A 23,101-nucleotide genomic window follows, 5' to 3' on the forward strand; every position below is an offset into this window, starting at 1 on the left:
TGCTCGATGCGGAAACCCAGCGAGAACGGCTTGGCCTCCAGATACACGCCGCGGGCGTGCAGCATGGCGAAGGTGTCGCGCGCGCTGTGGCCCAAGGCCAGCACCACGTGGTCGGCGCGGATCTGTTCACCGCTGGCCAGCGCCACGCCGCGCAGGTGGCGGGTACCGGCGGCATCGGTCTCGACCAGCAGGTCGTCGACGCGCTGGCCGAAGCGGATCTCGCCGCCCAGCGATTCGATGGTGGCGCGCATCTTCTCCACCATCGACACCAGCCGGAAGGTGCCGATGTGCGGCTTGCTGACGGTGAGGATTTCCTCCGGCGCGCCGGCGGCCACGAATTCGGTGAGCACCTTGCGGCCATAGTGCTGCTTGTCGCTGATCTGGCTGTACAGCTTGCCGTCGGAGAACGTGCCCGCGCCGCCCTCGCCGAACTGCACGTTGGATTCCGGCGTCAGCACCTTGCCGCGCCACAGGCCCCAGGTGTCCTTGGTGCGTTCGCGCACGGCCTTGCCGCGCTCGAGGATGATCGGGCGGAACCCCATCTGCGCCAGTACCAGCCCGGCGAACAACCCGCACGGCCCCATGCCGATCACCAGCGGGCGCAGCGGTAGTTGCGGCGGGGCTTTGGCCACGAAGGCGTACGTGGTATCCGGGGTGGGGTGCAGCTTGCTGTCTGCGTTCTCGCGGGCGCGCTGCAACAGCTCGGCTTGCCGCGGGGTGTCCACATCCAGCGCATAAATCAGCACGATTGCGCCGCGTTTGCGTGCATCGTAGCTGCGCTTGGCGATGCGATAGCCGGTCAATTCGGTTGCCGCGATGCCCAGCCGCGCCACGATCGCCGCACTGAGTGCGGCGTCGGTGTGATCCAGCGGCAATTTGAGGTCGGTGATGCGCAGCATGGGCAGGACTTACTTCAAGGTGCGTTCGAATAATGCGTGGATGCGACGGTATTCGTCATACCAGCTGTCGGGATGGGTGAAGCCATGTCGCTCCAGCGGATACGGCGCAAGTTCCCACTTGTCTTTGCGCAGCTCGATGAGTTTTTGCGTCATCACCACCGAATCACGAAAGAACACATTGTCGTCGATCATGCCGTGCGCGATCAGCAAATGATCTTGCAGGCCGGCCGCAAATTCGATCGGCGACGAGCGCGTGTACGCTTCGGGGTCGAGCTCGGGCGTGTTGAGGATGTTGGACGTGTATTCGTGGTTGTACTGCGACCAATCCGCCACCGGGCGCAACGCGGCGCCGGCCTTGAACACACCCGGCGCCTTGAACAACGCCACGTAGGTCATGAACCCACCGTAGCTGCCGCCGTAGATACCAGCATGGCCACGGTCGCCTTGCTTGGTTTCAACCAACCAATCCAGACCATCCAGATAATCTTCCAGCTCGGGCTTGCCCATCCAGCGATAGATCGCGGTGCGCCAATCACGGCCATAGCCTTCACTGGCACGGTAATCCAGATCCAGCACGATGTAGCCTTCGTCCACCAGCAGGTTGTGGAACATCTGTTCGCGGAAATAAGCGGGCCAGCGCTGCGAGGCGTTCTGCAAATACCCGGCACCATGCACGAACATCACGATCGGATATGTCTTGCCCGGCTCGGGTGTTGGTGGGCCGTAGTACTTGCCCCAGATCGTGCCGGCCCCGTGCTTGCTGGGGATTTGCACATATCGCGGCTGAATCCAGGTACGCGCTTTGTAGTCCGCCGTGCGGGTATCGGTGAGTGCTTGCGCCGCACCACCGTTGGCATTGACCACCGACAATTGCGGCGGCACATAGGCCGAAGAGTGCCGCACCAATAACTTGGTTTGATCGGGTGATAGCGAAAAATCTTCCACGCCATGCAGCGCCGTCACCGCTTGCACGCTGCCGGTTTGCGCAGCCGTTGTGCACACCTCGTAGGTAATCGGTGCACTGCGATTGCACAGGAAATAGAAACGCGTACCGTCACGGGAGACCACCACTTGCGAGGTTTCCCAGGGGCCATCGGTGCGTTGCACGCGTTTGCCACCATCGAGTGTGTAGAGATGCGAGAAGCCGCTTTCTTCGGACAGATACCACAGCGTGTGGTTGTCCGGCATCCAGCCAAATTCGTTGAAGCCCCAGTTGATCCACGCGTCATCATGCAAGCGATGGCGCGGTTGCAGGGTGGTCTTGGCCAAATCGACGCTGGCGATCCAGCGGTCTTTGTTGTCGATGGCACGCAACATCACTGCAGCATTGCGGCTATCGCTGGACCATTTCAGGGCGCTGCTATCGCCGGTGATTTGCAGCGGACGATTACCTTTCAGCGCATCCTTGCCGGCGGCTTTGCGCAGCGCGGCCAGCGGGTCGTCGTGGATGCCGGGCAACGGATCGACATGCAGTTCAGTCAGCTTGCCACTGGCCAGCTCGGCCAGCCACAACCGCTGCGGCACTGGCGCATTGCGGCCTACCCGCGTGCGCACATCCTCAAACTCTTCATAGCCCGATTCGGTGACGTATTTGGGCAGCTTGCCGGCCTGCCCGGCATCGGCACCCTTGGCGGTGGTGACCACCAGCAGCCAGCGCCCGTCGGGGGATAGCGCGGAATCGGCCACCTCCACATCCTTGCCCAGATACACCGGCGCGGGTGCGCGGGTGGGGTCGGCCTTGCGCATCGCGTCCATCTGCTCGCGGTTGGCCTCGCGACGGGCGCGGTCATCGCGCAGGGTGTCGATCAAGCGCAGCTGGCGATCCCGCAGATCGTCGGCCTTGGGAGCAGTGCCCGGTGCGTCTTCGGTTTTGAGCTGCGCCGCCACCGCCACGCTGCGCCCATCCCAGCGATACCACGCTGGCCCCTGCGCCCAGATCAGGCCGCCATCGTGACTCCATTGCAGGCGCGTGGCGGGAGTGGTGTCGCGGGTAAGTTGGGTCAGCGCACCACTGCGCAGATCGCGCACGAACACATCGCCACTGCGCACAAATGCGCTGTGGTTGCCGTCATCGGCAACCACCATGTTGCCGGCGTCGATATTGGCGCGCGCGGCATTGTCCAATTGCACTGGCGCTGCGCCCTCCAGGCCCACCTGCCAAGTATCGCGGTAGGTTTCGCCCTTGTGCTTGAGCAGGAATTGCGCGGCCTTGCCATCCCAACGCCACCAACCACCTTCCACTTGCGGGCCGATCCAGTCGGGGTCGGCCATGGCTTGGGTCAGGGTGATTTTGCCTGCTGTAGCGGTGCCCGCCACCTGTGCCACGGTGTTTGCAGGAAGGCTGGCGACGACGATGGTGAGAACGGCAAACCCGAGCGGAGCACAACGCATGGCAAAATCCGATGCAGACAAAGGCGGCAGGGTAGCAGCCCGCCAGCATCAAACCTGTGCCCAAAGTCCCGTGCAGGTTCACGAGCGGCGCAGTTTCCCGCACAATCTGTGGTTGATTCCTCTGGATGCGGCCGCTGCAACGCGATGCTTGCCTTTGTTTACAAGAGCCTGAAGAAGGTTGACACCTATGTCTATCTGGCCAGTCGCGATGCATTCGACTGCCTGCCCGAGCCCCTGCGTGCGCAATTGGGTGGCCTGCAGTTTGTGCTGGAAGTGGCGCTGACACCGGAACGCCGGCTGGCGCGGGGGAACGTCGAAGTGGTGCGCAACAACTTGGCCGCTCGCGGCTTTCATGTGCAATTTCCGCCCAGCATGGCCGACCCAATGAGCGAGGACTGGGGCACAGATGCCTGAGCGTTCACCCTTGGCCGGCGCTTCATTCCTGGTTCTGAGCCTACTACTGCCGGGTTTGTTGCTGGTGGGTGAACACTTTGCCGGTTCGCTGTTGGCCGGTGCAGGCTGGATCAAACCGAGTGTTGCCGGCGTGCTGGCGTGGTGCGCGCAAACCGCAGCAGCGCTTGGCGTCGCGCTGCTGCGTGGCAGCCGTGGCAATGCCGGGTTATGGAGCGACAGTGGCCACTTGGCGTTGCGCTGGGGCGGGGCTGCACTCGCCTGCCTGTTGCTGATCGGCGGGCCATTGGCCTTGCTGCAAAGTGCACCTTCGCTTGGCCACAGCCTGCTGCTCAGCGGCATGGCAGGCCTGTTGCTGATCGGGGTGTGGTGGCAGTGGCCGCAATGGCAACGACTGGAGGCTTATGGCGACGCCGCCCGGCCCCCTGATGCGCACCCGCCAGCTGCAACGCGTGCAAGTTGGCGCGGGTTGCTGCAAGTCGCCACGCCGATCACCGCGCTCCTGGCCGGTGGTCTGTGCCTGGCTTGGCCGGAACTGCTGACCGGGCCGGCGCGACTCTTCGCCGGGGCCGCATATGCCTGTCTGGTACCACTGGCGCATCTGCTGGTGCAAGCGGGAACCAAGGTGGCTGTACCCCGCGCCGCGACCATCCACCCCCAACTGCACGGCTTGCCGGTGGTGGATATGGCCACGCATGGGGCCACCGCAGCGCCTGAATTTGAGAGTGAAGTCGCCGACACGGACGATGCCATCGAAATCGTCCTTGAGGACGCTCCCAACCTGCAGCCACCACTGCCAGCGCCCAACCCTGTGACAACGCTGTTTCCAACTCCCGCCCAATCCGGCATCGCACCGGCACCGGCTGCCGCCGAAATCTCGATGTTGTCGCGGCAATTGCAACAGGCGGCACGCAATGGCCGGGTGGATCGGGCACTGGCGCTGCTGGCCTCGGGAGCCGACCCGCTGGCACCCGCCGACCCCACGACCCGCGACCGCCGCAGTTTGGCCGTACTGGCTGCCGTGCTTCCCGATTTGCGCCTGCTGCGTGCGTTGATCGAGCACAAGGTTGACGTGAATGCCTTGCAGGACGGCATCAATCCGTTGTTGGCCGCCACCCGGGATAGCTGGCATGGGCGGCCCGAGGCGGTAATGACCTTGCTCGCCAACGGCGCCGACCCGCACATTACCGATACCGACGGCAATACCCCCCTGCACCACGCCGCACGCAGCTCTGATCCCGGCGTGGCGGCTTTGTTACGTGATGCAGGGGCCAATCTCGATGCCCTCAATCATGAGGGCATATCGCCCTTGGGAAGTGCCTGCGCCGCCGGCAACTGGCGCTTGGCACGGTTCCTGTTGGAACGTGGCGCGCACGCCGAAATCGACGGCGGCCAGCCCGCCCTGTTGTCGGCAGCAGCCAGTGACGAAGACGATGCCGCCGGCGTGCAACTGCTGTTGCGGCACAAGGCGCGGGTCAACGCCCGCGATGCACATGGCCGCAGCGCACTGCATGAAGCGGCCGCTGCCGATCACGCCGAAGTCTGCAGCGCCTTGCTGGAAGCCGGTGCCGAGGTCAATGCCAAGGCCGCCGACGGCCGCACCCCTTTGCTGGATGCGGTTCGCAACGGCGCCATGCACGCCTTGGAGGTATTGATCGCGGCCGGTGCCGACGTGCATGCCTGCGATGCCAGTGGCAACACCGCCCTGCATTTGGCATGCGCCGCCGAAACCCCGGTGATGGATCTGGTTGCTGATTTGCGTGACCTCGGGTTGGATCCGCACGCACTGGATGCCCACGGTCGCAGTAGTCTGGACATGGCCGAAGCGACCGGGCGCTGGAACCTGGTGGGCTTGCTCGACCCGCGCCGCGCCCTGCCGGTGGCGCTGACTGACGATGGCAGTACAACGTCCGATCGCCCACCGCTGTTGCTCCTGCGCGAAGGCCTGTTGGAAAACGCCGCAGCGCAGCGGCTACAAGCATTGGCCGCGCAGCTGGCACCGCGCGATTTCGATGCCCTGCTGCTGGATGATGAGGTGGCAGCGGAACCCGCACGCCTGCGCTGGCTGCTACAGCACGGGGCCAATCCCGAGGCACGCCTTCCCGCCAATACCATGCCGGTACCCGCAGGGTTGCAACAAGGCATTACCGCGATCCCGGTGCTGCAGCTGTTGTTTGCCGCTGGCGCATCGCCGGCCGGTGCCGGCGGGCTGGCCAGCTTCCTCGCCGCCTGTACCAGTGCCACCCCCACCCATCCAGGCGAAACCTTTGCACTGGAACTTTTGGAGCGCGGCGCTGATCCATTCGCCGCTGGGCAGACCGCCTCTGCACCGTTGTTGCATGCGGTGCGCCTGGGTTGGGATGGCTTGCTGCAGCGGTTACTGCTGCTGGGCGTGGATCCGGAAGTGTGCGACAACCGTGGCATGGCGGCCCTGCACCATGCCGCTACGTTGGGTCGACAGTACGCACTGAAGCTGCTGGTGGCGCATGGTGCAGCCCCGGATCGGCGCGCTGCCGACGGCCAAACGCCGCTCGGCATCGCCCTGGCCAGCGGTCAACGTGCGTTGCTGGAATGGCTGGATTGGTCCAACTGGCGGCTGCCACATCGTCGCTTGCAGGCATCCGATCTGCCAGCTGCGGCCATCGCCGGCGACCTGCCTGCGGTGCAGCGGCTGTTAGCGCTGGGCTTTGCCGTCGATGCGGTGGATGCGCAGGGTTGTACCGCCCTGCTACGCGCGGCCGGTAGCGGGCATCACGAGTTGGTCAGTTACTTGCTCACGCAAGCGGCAAATCCCGATCTGGCGGCAAGTACCGGGGCCACCCCGCTGTCGGCCGCAGTCAGCAAGCGGCAATTGGCGATCGTGGATTTGCTGTTGCAGGCTGGTTGCAGCACTGAACACCGCCTGCCCGGCGACGTCACCGTGCTGATGCTGGCAGCGGCACTGGGCCTGCCTGAAGTGGTGTCCCGGCTACTGCAGGTTGGCGCGGATCTGCATGCACGCGATGCGCAGGGCTACACCCCTCTGCATTGCGCGGCGATGTATGGCTTCACCGAGCGCGACCGCAGCCGTCTGATGGCGCTGCTGGATGCCCTGCTATTGGCCGGCGCCGATGCTCAGGCCCGCGCCAATAATGGCGCGACGCCACTGCTGCTGTTGCTGGGCGCACGTACCGAACCTGGCACCCCCAGTAACCAAGACGTACTGCTGGCGGGTGTAGAGCGCCTGCTGGACGAAGATGCACGCTTGGATATCTGCGATGCGCGTGGGCTGAGTCCCCTGCATCTGGCTGCCATGCATGGTCTGCAGCGCGTGGCGCAACGATTACTGCACGCCGGAGCAGACCCGCAACTGCGCGACAACGCCGGGCGCACGCCACGGGAAGTGGCGCAACTGCGTGGCTATGTCGAAATCGCCGCACAGTTGGCACCAACGGCAACCCCGACGACAGGCCCGCTGTCGATGGCGCGGTTCTTGAAGGACTAAGCGCTCGGCACAATCCAGGCAATGCTCACTCAACCTTGACTTGCGCGATAGCAGCCCCGGCATCGGCTTCGAACAGGCTCTCCAGCTCATCACGAGCATCCAGAGTGGCCTGCAACAACGCATCTTCATCATCCTGCAACATGCGTTGGGACTCCAACAACGACTCATCCCATTCGCGGAATCGATGCGCGCGGTCATCCGCTTGCTCGCGCGACATCCCCAAGGCCATCAGCACATCGCGGCCCATTTCCAAGCTGCTGCCAAACGTTTCACGCAGCACCTGCGCGCCAAGATCGATCAATTGCCAGGCATGCCGACGATCACGCGCACGGGCAAATACCTTGGCTTGCGGGTAGTGCTTGCGCACCAGCCGCACCATCCGCAGGCTGGCTTCCACGCCATTGATGGCGACCACAAACACCTTGATCCGCGCCGCACCGGCCGAGCGCAGCAGCGCCAAGCGGGTGGGATCGCCATAGTAAATCTGATCGCTGCTCATGCTGCGCGACAAATTGACCTGTTCGATATCCGGGTCGATGGCGATATAGGGAATGCCCTGCGCCCGCAACAAGCGCGCCACGATCTGGCCAAACCGGCCGAAGCCCGCCACCAGGACCTGCGGGTGGCGATCCGCAGGAATGGTGTCGAACTCGCGTGGCGGTGTCTTGGCGGGTGGCGGCATCAATTTGGACGCAATCATCAACAGCAACGGCGTCAGCGCCATCGACAAGCCAACAATCGCGATCAAACGATCGCGGGTAGCAGCATCCACCAACTTGGCACGAAACGCTTCGCCAAATACCACAAAGGCAAATTCACCACCTAGCGCCAATACCCCCGCCAGCAACCACGCGCCACGCGTATCCAAACGCCCCAAGCTGCGGCCCAGCGCGAACAACAAGCCGGATTTGACCATCATCAAGGTGGCTACACCAGCGGCAATCAGCAACGGTTCCGCAAGGATGCGTTGCACATCAATCCCCATTCCCACCGCCATGAAGAACAGCCCCAGCAGCAGGCCTTCAAACGGCTTGATCTGTGCTTCCAACTCATGCCGGTATTCGGATTCGGCCAGCAACACCCCGGCCAAAAACGCACCCAGACCTGCGCTCAAGCCAGCCAATTCCATCACCCACGCACTGCCCAGCACCACCAGTAGGGCGGCGCCGGTAAACACTTCCGGCAGATCGGTGCGGGCAATGACGCGGAACAAATGCCGCAACAGGTAGCGCCCTCCCACCACCAGTGCTGCGATCAATGACACTGCGCGCAGCACGTCGGTCCATTCCAGGCCGGCACTTTTGGCCTTGCCCAACAATGGAATGGCCGCCAATAAAGGAATCGCGGCCAGATCTTGAAACAGCAGAATCGCAAACGCCAACCGGCCATGTTCGGCCGCCAACTCCTTGCGCTCGGCCAGCAGTTGCAAACCTACCGCAGTGGAAGACAATGCCAAACCCACGCCCACCACCAACGCGGCCTTCCAGGCCAGGCCTGCCAGCAGTGCCAAGCCACCCAAGGCCGCTCCACACAGCAACACTTGCAACCCGCCCACCACAAAAATCGGCCGCCGCATCAGCTTCAGTCGCGCCAGCGATAGCTCCAGCCCAATCACGAACAGCAACATCACCACACCAATTTCGCTGGCCGCCAACACCCTTGTGGGGTCACGCACCAGTGCCAGTTCATGTGGGCCCAGCAACACGCCGGTGGCCAGATACGCCAAGATCGCGCCAAAGCCGAACCGCTTGAACAACGGCACCGCCAGCACCGCTGCCAGCAAAAACACCAACGCAAGTTCCAGACCGCCGCTATCCATTCACATCCAATATCGTTGCGTTGCGCAAAGCTTACGGCTTCCTGGATGGAGCCGGCGCGCCGGGTTTGTCGGAAGCCACCGATGTTGCACAACGGCTGGCTTTGATCTTGGTATTGATGGCATCCAATGCCGCTTGCCGCTCGTGCCGGCTTTGCGCATCGGCATAGCGCAGCTTGAAGTCGGCCTCATCCAGCCGCCGATACCAAGCGTTGCACAGTTGGTCGGCGGGAATTTCGGTGCAACTGTCTTGCTTCATCTCGCAGGCTTCACCCATTCCCAGTGCGGCGCTGCCGTCGATGCCCACCACTTGCAAGGGCGCGCAGCGGGGTTCCGGTGTTGCGGTGTCACCCAGATACGTATCGCCCTTCCAGGTCGTGCATTGATACAAGGCGGGTGCCGCGGGCAGCGTTGCGGCCTCTGCCGCCGGCGTGCGCTGCGTGCGTGGACCGCCCACCTGCACAAACTCACCATACAGCGGTGGCGGCGTCGGTGGCGCCTCGGCTTTCGGTTTTGCTGCAGGCACCGGCACGGTTTTCACCTCGCCCACTTTGCGCACTTCCTGCTGCATGCCGGCCGCACACGGCGTGCCGTTTTGCATCGACACCGTGCCCTTGGCATCGGTGCATTTGTAAAAAACCGTTTCCTGTGCGTGCACCCGCGCCGCGCATAGCATCAGCAATACGATGAAAATGACTCGGCCCATCTCAATGCCCACCACAATCATTGTCCAAGCGCGCATTGACGCTGCGTTCTTCAATCCGCAGGGTGTCGCGTTCTTTTTCCTGCGCGTTGAAAAAGCGGGTGCGGATCGCGTCGCGGCGGTCACGCAAGCGTGCGCAGACATCCGCCGGCGGCAGCTGCACGCACGCGTCGCGAATCCACGTGCCACCTCCCGTGGCCACCGGCCAATTCACATCGCGCGGATGTGGATGCATCACGCGCTCCGGGTGGCCGATATTGCTGCCCAGCGATGACGTGGGCCGCACCGTGGGATAGCCCAGTGTCCACAGCGGCACCCAGCGCGGGTTGCCACGGTCATCGTCACTGGTATAGCGCTTGCCATCGGGTGTGGTGCACTCGAACATCGGCCTGGGCGGCACCAGATACACCGTGCGCTGCACTCCCTGTGGCGCAGCCTCGGGCTTGGCTGGTGGTGACGCCACTTGTGGCACGGCCAGCCGTGGCGGCGCATCCACCGGCCGCACGGAGCTGCGGATTTGCTGCTTGCTGCCCGCCGCACACGGCGTGCTGGAATAGCTCACCATGCCGCCGGCATCGGTGCAGCGGTACACGGTGACCGTGGCCGCGACTGGCGCGACTGGCGCGACTGGCGCGACTGGCGCGGCTGGCGCGGCTGGCGCAACTGTTTGCGCAGGCACGCTGCCTGCAAACGCAAGCACACAGATGGCAAGGACGAAGACAGCGCGCATGCGCCTATCTTCGCCGCGAATGCCGGCAGGGGGAACCCCGCCGTTTTTTTGCATTCAGCCTGCCGCCAATGCCACCGGAATGGCTTTCATCCCGCGCAGTGCGCGCGCCATGCTGACCGCCGCATCGCGGCCCTCTTGCACGGCGGTCACCACCAGGTCTGCGCCACGCACGCAATCGCCGCCCGCGAACAATTGATCGTGGCCGGTTTGATACGGCAAACGGCCATTGCCACCCACCTGCAAGCGGCCATTGGCATGCGCTTGCACGCCCAGTGGCGCCAACCATGCCGGCAGCTGTGGCGAGAACCCAAACGCGATGATCACCACATCGGCGTCCACTACCGACTCGCTGCCGGGGATACGTTCCGCGGTACGTCGTCCTTGCGCATCCGGCGCGGCCAACCGGGTTTCAATCACCCGCACACCGCTGGTCTGGCCTTGCGCATCGGCGAGGATCTCCAGCGGCTGGCAATTGAAGCGGTAGTGCACGCCTTCTTCGCGGGCGTTGGCCACTTCCCGCGCCGAGCCGGGCATATTGGCCTCGTCACGGCGATACGCGCAGGTGACACTGGCCGCGCCCAAGCGCACCGCACTGCGCACGCAGTCCATGCCGGTATCGCCGCCGCCCAATACCACCACCCGCTTGCCGTGCATATCTGGCAATTTCAAGGTGTCTTCCCAACCGGCAATGGGTTTGCCATTGGGCTCGCCGCCGGTCACCACGCGCCCGTTTTGCACGAGGAACGGTAATGCGGGCAGCACGTTCGGCAAGTCTTGGCCGGGCAGTCCGCCATCGGTATAGCGATACGCGCCCAAGCCTAGAAACACCGCATCAAAGTCATGCAGCAAGGCGTCGATAGTCAGGTCGCGGCCAATTTCCACGCCCAAGCGAAATTGGATGCCCATGCCTTCTTGTACCGCACGGCGGGTGGCAATCACGGCTTTGTCCAGCTTGAAACTGGGGATGCCAAATTGCAGCAGCCCGCCAATTTGTTCGTAGCGGTCGAACACGGTGACGGCAATGCCACTGCGCGCCAAGCGGTCGGCGCAGGCCAAGCCCGCAGGGCCGGCGCCAATCACTGCCACCCGCTTACCGGTGGGTTTGACCTTGGACAGATCCGGCCGCCAGCCTTGCGCGAATGCGGTATCGGTGATGTATTTTTCCACGGCCCCAATCGTCACCGCACCGAAGTCTTCGTTGAGCGTGCACGCGCCTTCGCACAGGCGGTCTTGCGGGCACACGCGGCCGCACATTTCCGGCAGCGGGTTGGTCTCGTGGCACAACTCGGCCGCTTCAATCACGCGCCCCTGCTGCACCAACTCCAACCAGTTCGGGATGTAGTTGTGCACGGGGCATTTGGCTTCGCAATACGGATTGCCGCAGTCCAGGCAGCGGCCGGATTGATGCTTGGCTTCGGCTTCGCCAAATTTCCCGTACAGCTCATCAAAACTGCCTGCCGTGCGCTGCACCAGTGGCACCTTGGCGGGCATCTCGCGCGCGGCATCCAGAAATTGGAACAGGTTTTTCTGGCTCATCACGCCGCCCTCTTCAATTCATTGGCCAGCGCTTCCAGGCTTGCCGCCTTGGGTTTGACCAGCCAGAACTTGCCGACGAAATCACGGAAGTTGTCGCGAATGCGTGCGCTCCACGCGCTGCCGGTCAGGCGTGCGTGCGCGTCGATCAAATCGGTCAGGTGCTGGCGGTAGCCATCCAACCCTTCTGGCGTGATGCGCGCAATGTCGATCAACTCATGGTTGTAGCGATCGACGAAATCGCGCTCCAGATCCAGCACATAGGCCAACCCGCCGGTGAAGCCTGCACCGAAGTTCAAGCCGGTGCGGCCCAGCACCGCCACAGCCCCGCCGGTCATGTATTCGCAGCAATGGTCACCCGCACCTTCAATCACCGCCACCACCCCCGAATTGCGCACCGCGAAACGCTCGCCGGCACGGCCTGCGGCATACAGCTCACCGCCGGTAGCACCGTACAAACAGGTGTTGCCCAGGATCGGGGTGTCTTGTGAAGCAAACCAGCTCGCCGCTGGCGGCTGCAACACGATGCGACCACCGGCCATGCCCTTGCCGACGTAATCATTGGCCTCGCCGATCAACTGCAAATGCAGGCCCCCCGCATTGAACGCGCCAAAACTTTGCCCGGCGCTGCCGGTCAATTGCACCGCAATGGGATATTCACTCATGCCGGTATTGCCGTGCACCCGCGCAATCTGGCCGGACAAGCGCGTGCCGATGCTGCGGTCGGTGTTGCGAATGTGACCGCTGAACTGGCCGCCTTGCCGCTTGCCAATCACCTCGGTGAGCGCGGCATCCAGCTGTGCGGCCAAGCCATCGGGTGGCGCTTGCAGCGCGGGGGTGCCGCAATAGCTGCGGGCGTGCCCGGCATCAGCGGCCAACAGGCGCGACAGATCCACCTCCACATCTTCGCGGGTGGCGCGCAACACCTGCTCCAGCAGATCGGTACGGCCCACCGCGTCTTGCAGCGTGCGCAGGCCCAGCAGCGCCAGATATTCGCGTACGTCTTCGGCGATATTGCGGAAGAAGCACTCCACCCGCTCCGGCATGCCTTTGAAGGCATTGCGACGCAGGCGTTCGTCTTGCGTGGCCATACCGGTCGCACAGTTGTTGAGATGGCAGATGCGCAGGTATTTGCAACCCAACACAATCATCGGTGCAGTGCCAAAGCCAAAACTATCGGCACCCAATAGCGCCGCCTTGATCACATCCAGACCGGTCTTCAAGCCGCCATCGGTTTGCAACAGCACGCGCCCGCGCAAGTCGTTGGCTTGTAGGGCTTGTCGCGCTTCGGCCAGACCCAATTCCCACGGCACGCCGGCATAGCGAATTGAACCGATCGGGCTGGCCCCGGTGCCGCCATCGTGGCCGGAAATGGTGATCAGATCCGCGCCGGTTTTGGCCACGCCTGCGGCAATCGTGCCCACCCCGGCATGGCTGACCAACTTCACCGAGATCAGCGCATGCGGGTTGACCTGGCGCAGGTCAAAAATCAATTGCGCAAGATCTTCAATCGAATAGATATCGTGGTGCGGTGGCGGTGAAATCAGCCCAATGCCGGGCTTGGCATAGCGCAGGCGCGCAATCATCGGGTTCACCTTGCTACCCGGCAGCTGGCCCCCTTCGCCGGGCTTTGCACCCTGTGCCAGCTTGATTTGCAGGACTTCGGCATTGTTCAAGTATTCGGGCGTCACCCCAAACCGGCCGGAGGCGACTTGCTTGATCTTGCTGCGCTTGTCGGTGCCGTAGCGCGCCGGGTCTTCGCCGCCTTCGCCGGAATTGCTGCGTCCACCCAACCGGTTCATGGCGATGGCGAGTGCTTCATGCGCTTCGGGTGAGAGTGCGCCCAAACTCATCGCGGCGCTGTCAAAGCGCTTCACGATCGAAGCCACCGATTCCACTTCCGACAACGGCAGTGGCGTGGCGGCAGGCTTCACGCGCAGCAAATCACGCAGCGCAGCGGCCGGGCGCAAATTCACATGATCTGTGTAGGTCTTCCAGTCGTCGCGCTCGCCGGTGATCACCGCACGTTGCAGTGACTGCACCACATCGGGGTTGTATTGGTGATATTCGCCACCGTGCACGTAATGCAACAAGCCGCCCACTTCCGGCACGGCGTCATCGTCCCAGCCCAGCGCCGCCAAGCTGCGCGCATCGGCTTCCAGACGCGCAAAGCCCGCACCGCCAATCCGCGAGGGCGTGCCTTCGAAACAGCGCGCCACCACCGCATCACTCAAGCCGACGATTTCAAACAGGCCCGCACCGCGGTAACTGGCAATACTGCCGATGCCCATCTTCGACAGGATCTTGAGCAAACCTTTTTTCACCCCGCGCCGATAGCTGCGCCCGAATTGCTCCGGCTCGCCATGGGTCTTGCCACCCAGGATGCCGCGCCGGCCCAGCACATGCAGGGTTTGATAGGCCAGATACGGATACACCGCGGTGGCACCAAACCCGATCAAGCAGGCGAAGTGGTGCGGGTCACGCGCGGTACCGGTTTCGATGATGAGGTTGGTGCTGCAGCGCAACCCTGTGTTGACCAAATGCTGATGCACCGCACCCGTAGCGAGTAGTGCATGCACCGCCGCTGCGCCACGGCGTGGCCGACGATCGGAGAGAATCAGCAACTCATCGCCGGCACGCACCGCTTCTTCGGCTTGCGCGCAAATGCGATCCAGCGCCTGTTGCAAACTGGTTTCGTCATCGAAATACAAATCGATATAGCGGTACGCCGTGGCAAACCGTGGCAGCGTGAGCAATTGATGCAACTTGCGTTGCGATAACACCGGCGAATTCAGCAGCACGTGATCGACATTGCTGGCGGCATCCACAAACAGATTGCCTTCACGCCCGATCTGGGTGGACAGGCTCATCACGCAGGCTTCGCGCAGCGGGTCAATCGGCGGATTGGTCACCTGCGCAAACGCTTGCCGGAAGCAGTCGTACAACGGCCGCACGCGCTGGCTGATCGCGGCCATCGGCACGTCATCGCCCATCGAGCCAATTGCTTCCTGCTCCAACTCGGCCAACGGCCGCAACACGCGTTCCTGTTCGTCGTGGGTGAGCTGGAACAGTTTTTGGAAGCCGTGCACGGTGGCATCATCGAACGACACATCGGCCAGCATCGGGTCGATCAGCTCGGTGTGCAGATAGGTCATGCCCTGCTTGAGCCATTGCTTGTACGGCGCGCGCGCGCGGTTGATGGCATCGATGGCGTCGTTGTCCAGCAAACACCCTGCCTGCAAATCCACCGCGATCATTTCGCCAGGGCCCAACTTGCCTTTGGCTTGCACGCGCTCGGCGGCGATGTCGAGGACACCCGCCTCCGAGGCGATGATGAACAGGCCATCGGTGGTCAGCGTCCAGCGCGCCGGACGCAGGCCATTGCGGTCCAGCGTGCAGGCGGCGTGTTTGCCATCGCAGGTCACCACCCCCGCCGGGCCATCCCACGGCTCGGAATTGATGGCGTAGTACTCGTAGAACGCAGCCAGATCCGCATCCTTGTATTCCAGTGATTGCGTGGCTGGCGGCATCAGGATGCGCATGGCTTTGGGCAAATCCATCCCGCCAAGCAGCAACCACTCCAGCACGTTGTCCAGCGATTGCGAATCGGAGCCGTGCATCGACACCACTTCATCAAATTCACGGACATCCAGTACCGGCGATGCCCACACCTGCCGGCGCGCCTGCGCCCAGCGACGGTTGCCTTCAATGCTATTGATCTCGCCGTTATGCGCCAGATAGCGAAACGGATGCGCCAGTGGCCAACGCGGCTGCGTGTTGGTGGAAAAGCGTTGATGGAACAGCACCGCGCGTGCCTGCAAGTCCGCACGCGCCAGGTCCGGAAACAGCTGCTGCAAATACTTGGGCAGCACCATGCCCTTGTAACCCAGCAAGCGCGCCGACAACGAGGTGATGTAGAACTCGGGGTACTCGCGCAAACGTTGCTCGCAGTGTTTGCGCGCCAGGAACAATGCACGCTCGAATGCGTCGGCATCGCCACCTGCACAGTCCACGAACACTTGTTCGATGCGCGGGCAAGTCGCCTTCGCCAGTGCACCGCATACGGCCATATCCAGCGGCACGGCACGCCAACCGGCCACCTGCACCCCACGCTGCGCCAGTGCGGTCTCCAGCGTGGCGCGGCAGTGCGCGGCGGCGGCTTCGTCTTGCGGCAAAAACACATTGCCGGCGGCACATTGCGCAGCGTGCAGATGGATGCCGGCGTCTTCCGCCAAGCTGCACACAAACGCCTGCGCACCGTGGATCAATATCCCGCAACCATCCCCCGACAAACCATCGGCCGCCACCCCACCACGATGCGCCATATTCGACAAGGCTTGCAACGCGCCATCGATGATCGACCGCGAGCATGTGCCGTCTACCTGTGCAATCAGGCCAAAACCGCAAGAGTCATGTTCGCTGGCAGGGTCATACAAACCCCGAGTCGGGCTGCGCCGCATCGTAGTGTCCAATGTGATTGAAAGTGGAGAACACCGCGCGGCAACAATCCCGGTTTGACGCAGTGCACAACCCGACTAAACCACACTTTGTGCGACGCAACAAGTAGTCTGGCGAAGAAAATTTTTGTTGCGCTTGAAACTGCTTCCGGGGCCCGCAAACACAAGGCCCCTGCGGGTTTCAGCGCAACGTGCTGCCGCTGCGCGCATCGCGAATGGTGCTGGGCTGCTGGCGGCCCAAGGTCTCGCCTTCGCTGATGGCATCCACACCCGCAAGGATGCGCGGATCGAGTTCGGCGCGGCTGCACGGCGAGGGCTCGCTGGCGATATTGGCGCTGGTGGACACCAGTGCGCCACCGAAGGTATCGCACAGTGCCCGCACCAGCGGGTGCGCCGTCACGCGCACGGCGATGCCGGTGTGCGCACCGGTGATCCAACGCGGTGCATTGGCCGATGCCGGCACGATCCACGTATTTGGCCCCGGCCAGCTGGCGCGTACCTGCGCAAGCTGTGCCTGGCTCAATGGCGAAGTCTCGATGAACGCCGCCAACTGGGCTTCATCGCTGGCGATCAGGATCAAGCCTTTGGCCACATCGCGCTGCTTGAGCGCCAGTAATCGCAATACCGCCACTTCGTTGTGCGGATCGCAGCCCAAGCCCCACACGCCTTCAGTGGGGTAGGCAATCACGCCACCTTGACGCAGTAGCGCGGTGATGGTGTCAATGGATTTCAAAACGGGGCATCGCCATGGTTGGTTTTTTTCACCACCCGCTTTTTACCAGGCTCGACTTTGGCTGCAGTGAGCAGTGGCTTGGCCGGCGCAATACCGCTGGAATACAGAAGCGGTGATTTTTTGGCAACGGCTTTTGGGGCCGCCTTTTTCGCCGCAGGCTTCTTGGCGGCGGCTTTCCTGGCTGGCTTGTCAGCGGCGGTTTTTTTCGCTGTCGCTTTCTTCGCTACAGCTTTTTTGACCACCGTCTTTTTCGCGCCAAACCCCTTGCGCGCAGGCTTGCCGGTGTCAGCCATCAACTGCTGCACTTCGGCCAGGGTCAACGCTGCCGGCTCGCGGTCTTTTGGAATTTTGCCGTTGAGCACGCCATCGGACAGATACGGCCCGAAGCGGCCATTGAGAACCTGGATGTCGCTGTCGGGCCATTGCTTGATGACCCGGTTGCGGGCGATTTCTTCTTTTTCTTCGATCAGGAAAATGGCGCGCGCCAAAGTGATGGCATACGGGTCATCTTCTTTCTTCAATGAGGCATAGGTGCTGCCACGCTTGGCGAACGGGCCAAACCGGCCGATCCCCACGCTCACTTCCTCGCCGTTGGCATCAACGCCCAGCTGGCGCGGCATCTCGAACAACTGGAGCGCCTCCGGCAGGCTGATGCTGTAGATGCTTTGGCCGGGTTTGAGCGAGGCAAACCGCGGTTTTTCCTCGTCTTCCACGGTGCCAATTTGCACCAGCGGGCCAAACCGGCCAATGCGCGCACTCAACGGGCGGCCACTGGCGGGATCCACGCCCAACACGCGCACGCTGCCGGCGTCGGCCTTGTCCAGCGAGACCTTTTTGTCATCCACCAATTCCTTGAACGGACCCCAGAATTTCTCCATCAGGGGGATCCAATTTTCTTCGCCACGGCTCACCGCATCCAACTCGTCTTCCAGATTGGCGGTGAAGTCGTAATCGACATATTTGGGGAAGTGGTTGGACAGGAATTTGCTCACCGCACGGCCAATATCGGTGGGCTTGAAGGCCCGCCCTTCCAGCAGCGCGTACTGCTTGCCCAGCAGGGTTTGGATGATCGATGCGTAGGTGGACGGCCGGCCGATGCCATATTCCTCCAGCGCTTTCACCAGCGAGGCTTCGGTGAACCGCGGCGGTGGCTGGGTGAAGTGTTGGTCGGTATGGATGCGATCCAGTGGCACCGTATCGCCCAGCTTCATCAGCGGCAGCTTGCGGCCTTCGTCCTCATCGTCCTTGCTCTTGCTGTCTTTGCCTTCTTCATACACTGCCAGAAAACCGGGCACGACCACGGTGGTGCCGCTGGCGCGGAAGGCGTGTTCGCTGCCCGCACTCAAATCCACACTGACGGTATTGAGCGTGGCCGGAATCATCTGGCTGGCCACCGCACGCTTCCAGATCAGCTCGTACAGCTTGCGCTCGTCGTCGGTCAAAAACCGCGCCACTTGGGTGGGAGTGCGCAGTGCCGAAGTGGGGCGCACGGCTTCGTGCGCTTCCTGCGCGTTCTTGGCTTTGGTCTGATAGAAATTGGGTTTGTCGGGCAGTGAGGCCGTACCAAAATCGCGCGCAATCACGTCGCGAATATCGGCCAAGGCATCTTGCGACAGGCTCACCGAGTCGGTACGCATATAGCTGATCAGGCCCACCGCGCCTTCATCACCAATGGCCACACCTTCATACAATTTTTGCGCCACCTGCATGGTCTTGCGGGTGGTGAAGCCCAGCTTGCGCGCCGCTTCCTGCTGCAAGGTGGAGGTGGTGAACGGCGGCGACGGCCGGCGCTTGCGCTCTTTGCTGGTGACATCTGTCACATGCAACTTGCCGGCGGCAGCCTGCTGGATGCGCAGGCGCGCCGCTTCCGCGGCGTTGGCGTCGGTCAGGGTGAATTCCAGCTTGCCGGTATCCTGCGCAAACTTCTTGCCATCCAATTTGATGAGTTTGGCGGTGAAGGCTTGCGCGGGATGCGCGCATTCGGCTTCCACCGACCAGTATTCGTGGGCGATGAAGGCTTCGATTTCTTCTTCGCGCTCCACGATCATGCGCAGCGCCGGCGACTGCACGCGCCCGGCCGACAGCCCCGCCTTGATCTTGCGCCACAGCACCGGCGACAGGTTGAAGCCCACCAGATAGTCCAGCGCGCGCCGCGCCTGCTGCGCATCTACCAAGTCCGAGGCGATATCACGCGGCTGGGTCATCGCGTCCTTGATCGCCCGCGGAGTGATTTCGGTAAACACCACGCGCTGCAAGCTCTTGCCTTGCAGCAGGTTGCGCTGTTTCAGAATCTCGGCGATATGCCAGCTGATCGCCTCCCCTTCGCGGTCCGGGTCGGTGGCCAGGAACAAGTGGTCGGCGGATTTGGCGGCCTTGGCAATCGCATCCACATGGCGCTCGTTTTTCTCGATGGTCTCGTAGCGCATCGCAAACCCGTTGTCCGGATCTACCGCACCTTCCTTCGGCACCAGATCGCGCACATGGCCATAGCTGGCGAGAACGGTGAAGTCCTTGCCGAGATATTTATTGATCGTCTTGGCCTTGGCGGGCGATTCGACGATAAGCAGATTTTTAGCCATGGCGACGCGGTTTTCCGAAGTGCAGTGAGCCGGTGCATGCAGCCGGCGAAGATGCCAACGCCCGGAGCAGATGCCCCGGGCGCTATTTATAGTGGAATCACGAATGTATGCCCCGTGTCAAGCGCCGCGATATTGCAAAGCCTGTCTTTAGTGGCTGGCACGAGCCGCAAACACCACCGCCGCCATAATGGCCAGCACCCCAACCACGAGCAACAAACCACCCAACACCAAGATGGTGATGGTGACGGCCCCCAGCTCTTTGCGCTGCCATTCGGGGTGCGAGGTAAATGCCCATTTATCCACCACGAGGGTGTCACACATCATGTCGTGCAGGGCGCGCTTGCGCTCGGTGAAGCCGGCCATTGCAAAGCCAATGCACAGCGTCAATGAACTCACGATCAGTCCAAAGTAGCGCCCCACACCGCGCAAAAAACTGATCTTCTGCCCATCCGAGCGAACCACCTTAATACCGACTGCCATTTTGCCCAGTGTGGCCATCGCACTGGAGGCATGCATCCCAGCAAAATAGGCAACACCAATGACCATCCCCACCAGATTACTGAGCAGCTGTACGGCGAGGAATTTGCCGCCACTGGGATCGCCCATGGAGGCAACGCCCATCATTGCGCCAATGACTCCGCCGATCATGCCGCCCACGATGCCGGCAATGAAGCCATCAATGATGTAAGCCGCCACCCGCTTCCAAAACCCGGCGTATACCACTTCGCCGCCGTTGACGACGGCCTCCTCGCCCAGCACCTCGCTGGCCGGCGGCATATAGGGTGAGGCTGGCGCAGCAGCTTGCAGACCCAACGCCTCGGAAAAATCACTCAACGCCTGCCATTGCGGCAATCCCGAATGCCACACCAGACTGTCCAGCCGAATATCGCCATTGCGAAACAAGCGCACCAATTCGGCATCGTCCACCGGGCCACACTGCTGATGATTGCGATCTGCGTAATGCCATTGGGTCATGGGGTGTTCTCGGAAGCATCAATGGAGCAGGTGGCCGTCTGCATTTCGCAGGTAATCGTTTTCTTGCCCGGTGCTTTGGGGACGCCGGTGATCGGCGTTTGCATGTCCACTGCGGCATCCGCCTCACTGCACGCCCCATGCGGTGGCGCTGCGGGGGATTCGCCATGATTCATGGCTGCCACCGCGCTGTTGGCATAGGCCTTCATTTCCGCCAAACATGCCCCTTCGGCAGAACGCACCCGATAACTGTTGTAGGCCGGAAGTGCAATGGCGGCGAGAATCGCGATCATCGGTACCGCAAGTACCGCCGCCACAATCACCGCAATCAAGCAGCCAGACATGCCACGTGGCTTGGGCGCGGGTGCGTGATGCACCACAATGCCGGGCTGTGGGACATTGGCCTGCATCGGAGGTGGTGCTGGCGGCAACGTGGGCGGCAACGGCGGCACCGCGTGCACCCCCAATTCTTCAAGGCTGCGTTGCAACGGCTGCCAACTGTCCAAGCCTGTACGCCACACCAAGGTGTCGGGCGTAATGGTCCCCGCCCGCAACAACTCAACCAATCGCTCTGCCGGTACCGGACCAACCTGCTCGGTGCCCCCTGCGGCGTAATACCACTCTGTCATGCAACCTCCGTGTTCAAATCATTCAATGAAGTGGTTCGGGATCGTCCAGATACATCTGGGTTTCCATCCAGGCGTAGGCCGCTTCGCTACCCGGCTGATTGAACAGTACCAGCAACACCACCCATTTCAGATCATCCAGATCCAGCGAGTCTTGATCAAGCGCCATGGCTCGATCCAGCACCAATTCGCGCTGGTTTGCATCCAGCACGCCGTGCTGTTCGAGCAGCAGCAAGAAACCGCGTGCTTCCACATCCAACTTGTCCAGCTCCGCACCCTGGAACACCCGGATCGGGGCGCTGACCCGGGCCGGGCTTGCGGCCGGGCGTTGGGTGACCAGCACATCCAGCCAGTCAAATGCGCGGTGGATTTCATCGGGGGCGAAGCCGGCTTCGATCAACTCCCCCATCAACGCACCGTCTTGACTGCCAGACGCATTTCCGGGCACCAGCGCAATGTCGTTGGCGAAATAGTGTTCGAACAGATACAGCAGGACGTCCAGAATGCTTTCTTTCATCCCCCCCTGCCTGCGCCACCAAGGCGCTGTTGCTGCTGATTGCTGGTCTCAACCGCCGATTCGGCAGTAGCGGCCGTGCTCGGCCACCACCCGTCCTTCCAGTTCCAGCGTCAGCAGCATGGCCGACAGTTCGGCCACCGTCAATCCGGTGCGCTCCTCCAGCTCGTCCATACCGGTTGGGTCATGACCCAAGGCAGGCCACAACCGGTTGTAGTTGGCATTGTCTTGATGCGGTGCCGGCAGGGCCGCCAATGGTTGGATGGGTACGCTATCCAGTTCGCCACGCAGGGCGCGGGCCAACTCCAGAACCGAAGGACTGAGGACGTCGATGACCTCCTGCGCCGACTCCACCAGCGCGGCCCCTTCGCGAATCAGGTGGTGGCAGCCACGCGCCATCGGGTTGTGGATGGAGCCGGGCAGGGCAAACACTTCGCGCCCGGCGTCGGCGGCCTGACGGGCGGTAATCAGCGCACCTGAACGCAGTGCAGCCTCGATCACCAAGGTGCCCAGACTCAATCCCGCCAAAATGCGGTTGCGGCTGGGGAAGTGCTGGCGCAGCGGGCCGGTACCGGGGGGGTGCTCGGACACCACGGCACCCGTGGCCGCGATGCGCTCCAGCAATGTCTGGTGGCGCGTTGGGTAGGCGATATCCGGGCCGGTGCCCAACACTGCGACGGTGACTCCACCCGCCTCCAGCGTGGCGCTGTGGGCGGCGGCGTCGATCCCGGCAGCCAGCCCACTGGCGATGCAGAACCCGGCGTTGGCCAGCTGCCGCGCAAACTGCCCGGCATTGGCGCAGCCGCCGGCGGTGGCAGTCCGGCTGCCGACAATGGCAACCGCAGGCCGCCACAACCGGGCCGGGTCGCCGGCCACGAACAACATTGCAGGCGGCGAGCCGATGCGCCGCAGTAGTGGGGGGTAGTCGGCATCGCGCCAGCCCAGCAGATGGTGCCCGGGTGCTTGCAGCCAGTCCGCCGCATTGCGCAGCGCCGCCGCATCAGGTGTGCGGATGGCATTGCAGGCCGGCGCGGCCAGGCCGTGGCTGGCCCAATCGCGTGCACCAGCTGCAATAGCCGCCTGCGCGGTGGCGTGCGAATCCAGCAGGCGGCGCAGCCCTGAGGCCGGCGCGCCACTAAACAGCAGGCGCAGAAGAGGTTCATGTTCGCAACGATCTGACATGCCTCCAGCATCACGCACAAACAACAACGGCACCCTCAGGTGCCGTTGCGGTACTGGGTCGGAAAACCCTG

At 62.9% G+C, this 23,101-nt stretch carries 15 protein-coding genes; 2 read left to right on the forward strand and 13 right to left on the reverse strand.

The window, feature by feature from the left end:
* The coding region (locus K7B09_RS11930; RefSeq protein WP_425507866.1) for an NAD(P)/FAD-dependent oxidoreductase at positions 1 to 899 on the reverse strand (899 nt) is incomplete at its 3' end.
* 9 nt (positions 900 to 908) lie between these two features.
* Entirely contained in the window at positions 909 to 3,290 is a 2,382-nt protein-coding gene (locus K7B09_RS11935) for a S9 family peptidase (RefSeq protein ID WP_223629690.1), read from the reverse strand.
* A gap of 144 nt (positions 3,291 to 3,434) precedes the next feature.
* Between K7B09_RS11935 and K7B09_RS11940 the strand changes: the two genes are divergently transcribed.
* Together K7B09_RS11940 and K7B09_RS11945 are read left to right on the forward strand one after the other, a co-directional pair.
* Positions 3,435 to 3,704: a YcgL domain-containing protein gene (locus tag K7B09_RS11940; protein ID WP_223629691.1), complete on the forward strand. Its 270-nt coding sequence runs from the start codon at positions 3,435 to 3,437 to the stop codon at positions 3,702 to 3,704.
* Positions 3,697 to 7,185, forward strand: coding sequence for an ankyrin repeat domain-containing protein (locus K7B09_RS11945; RefSeq protein ID WP_223629692.1), 3,489 nt, complete (start codon positions 3,697 to 3,699; stop codon positions 7,183 to 7,185). Before K7B09_RS11940 ends, K7B09_RS11945 begins: the two co-directional genes overlap by 8 nt.
* Positions 7,186 to 7,210: 25 nt before the next feature.
* Here K7B09_RS11945 and K7B09_RS11950 read toward each other — a convergent pair whose 3' ends face one another.
* From K7B09_RS11950 to dprA, 11 genes are all read right to left on the reverse strand, one after another.
* Positions 7,211 to 9,004 carry a monovalent cation:proton antiporter-2 (CPA2) family protein gene (locus tag K7B09_RS11950; protein WP_223629693.1) on the reverse strand — a complete coding sequence of 598 codons (1,794 nt, stop codon included), beginning with the start codon at positions 9,002 to 9,004 and terminating at the stop codon, positions 7,211 to 7,213.
* Between the two features lie 31 nt (positions 9,005 to 9,035).
* Positions 9,036 to 9,743 (reverse strand): DUF4124 domain-containing protein, encoded by a 708-nt coding sequence (locus K7B09_RS11955; protein WP_223629694.1) that lies wholly within the window; start codon positions 9,741 to 9,743, stop codon positions 9,036 to 9,038.
* Positions 9,709 to 10,434, reverse strand: a complete 726-nt coding sequence (locus K7B09_RS11960; RefSeq protein ID WP_223629695.1) for a DUF4124 domain-containing protein — start codon at positions 10,432 to 10,434, stop codon at positions 9,709 to 9,711. The genes K7B09_RS11955 and K7B09_RS11960 overlap by 35 nt, the downstream gene beginning before the upstream one ends.
* Before the next feature lie 54 nt (positions 10,435 to 10,488).
* Entirely contained in the window at positions 10,489 to 11,970 is a 1,482-nt protein-coding gene (locus K7B09_RS11965; RefSeq protein WP_223629696.1) for an FAD-dependent oxidoreductase, read from the reverse strand.
* Entirely contained in the window at positions 11,970 to 16,427 is a 4,458-nt protein-coding gene (gene gltB / locus K7B09_RS11970) for a glutamate synthase large subunit (protein WP_223629697.1), read from the reverse strand. The genes K7B09_RS11965 and gltB overlap by 1 nt, the downstream gene beginning before the upstream one ends.
* 178 nt (positions 16,428 to 16,605) lie before the next feature.
* Entirely contained in the window at positions 16,606 to 17,157 is a 552-nt protein-coding gene (gene tsaC / locus K7B09_RS11975) for an L-threonylcarbamoyladenylate synthase type 1 TsaC (RefSeq protein WP_223629698.1), read from the reverse strand.
* Positions 17,154 to 19,736 (reverse strand): DNA topoisomerase I, encoded by a 2,583-nt coding sequence (locus K7B09_RS11980; protein WP_223629699.1) that lies wholly within the window; start codon positions 19,734 to 19,736, stop codon positions 17,154 to 17,156. Before K7B09_RS11980 ends, tsaC begins: the two co-directional genes overlap by 4 nt.
* Before the next feature lie 147 nt (positions 19,737 to 19,883).
* The gene (locus K7B09_RS11985; protein WP_223629700.1) at positions 19,884 to 20,711 is read right to left on the reverse strand and encodes an RDD family protein; all 828 of its coding nucleotides are present in this window, start codon (positions 20,709 to 20,711) and stop codon (positions 19,884 to 19,886) included.
* Positions 20,708 to 21,337, reverse strand: coding sequence for a DUF4339 domain-containing protein (locus tag K7B09_RS11990; protein WP_223629701.1), 630 nt, complete (start codon positions 21,335 to 21,337; stop codon positions 20,708 to 20,710). The genes K7B09_RS11985 and K7B09_RS11990 overlap by 4 nt, the downstream gene beginning before the upstream one ends.
* Positions 21,338 to 21,359: 22 nt before the next feature.
* Positions 21,360 to 21,851, reverse strand: coding sequence for a DUF494 family protein (locus K7B09_RS11995; protein WP_223629702.1), 492 nt, complete (start codon positions 21,849 to 21,851; stop codon positions 21,360 to 21,362).
* 48 nt (positions 21,852 to 21,899) lie between these two features.
* A complete protein-coding gene (dprA, locus tag K7B09_RS12000; RefSeq protein ID WP_223629703.1) occupies positions 21,900 to 23,030 on the reverse strand; it encodes a DNA-processing protein DprA in 1,131 nt (376 codons plus the stop codon).
* Positions 23,031 to 23,101 lie beyond the last annotated feature (71 nt).

It is taken from the genome of Thermomonas beijingensis (assembly GCF_020034655.1).
Taxonomy (GTDB): Bacteria; Pseudomonadota; Gammaproteobacteria; order Xanthomonadales; family Xanthomonadaceae; genus Thermomonas; species Thermomonas beijingensis.

Excerpts from the sequence above, each read along its gene's own strand:
- K7B09_RS11935 (WP_223629690.1), bottom strand. The coding sequence starts at position 3,290 with ATGCGTTGTGCTCCGCTCGGGTTTGCCGTTCTCACCATCGTCGTCGCC.
- K7B09_RS11940 (WP_223629691.1), top strand. The coding sequence starts at position 3,435 with ATGCTTGCCTTTGTTTACAAGAGCCTGAAGAAGGTTGACACCTATGTC.
- K7B09_RS11945 (WP_223629692.1), top strand. The coding sequence starts at position 3,697 with ATGCCTGAGCGTTCACCCTTGGCCGGCGCTTCATTCCTGGTTCTGAGC.
- K7B09_RS11950 (WP_223629693.1), bottom strand. The coding sequence starts at position 9,004 with ATGGATAGCGGCGGTCTGGAACTTGCGTTGGTGTTTTTGCTGGCAGCG.
- K7B09_RS11955 (WP_223629694.1), bottom strand. The coding sequence starts at position 9,743 with ATGCGCGCTTGGACAATGATTGTGGTGGGCATTGAGATGGGCCGAGTC.
- K7B09_RS11960 (WP_223629695.1), bottom strand. The coding sequence starts at position 10,434 with ATGCGCGCTGTCTTCGTCCTTGCCATCTGTGTGCTTGCGTTTGCAGGC.
- K7B09_RS11965 (WP_223629696.1), bottom strand. The coding sequence starts at position 11,970 with ATGAGCCAGAAAAACCTGTTCCAATTTCTGGATGCCGCGCGCGAGATG.
- gltB (WP_223629697.1), bottom strand. The coding sequence starts at position 16,427 with ATGCGGCGCAGCCCGACTCGGGGTTTGTATGACCCTGCCAGCGAACAT.
- K7B09_RS11980 (WP_223629699.1), bottom strand. The coding sequence starts at position 19,736 with ATGGCTAAAAATCTGCTTATCGTCGAATCGCCCGCCAAGGCCAAGACG.
- K7B09_RS11985 (WP_223629700.1), bottom strand. The coding sequence starts at position 20,711 with ATGACCCAATGGCATTACGCAGATCGCAATCATCAGCAGTGTGGCCCG.
- K7B09_RS11990 (WP_223629701.1), bottom strand. The coding sequence starts at position 21,337 with ATGACAGAGTGGTATTACGCCGCAGGGGGCACCGAGCAGGTTGGTCCG.
- K7B09_RS11995 (WP_223629702.1), bottom strand. The coding sequence starts at position 21,851 with ATGAAAGAAAGCATTCTGGACGTCCTGCTGTATCTGTTCGAACACTAT.
- dprA (WP_223629703.1), bottom strand. The coding sequence starts at position 23,030 with ATGTCAGATCGTTGCGAACATGAACCTCTTCTGCGCCTGCTGTTTAGT.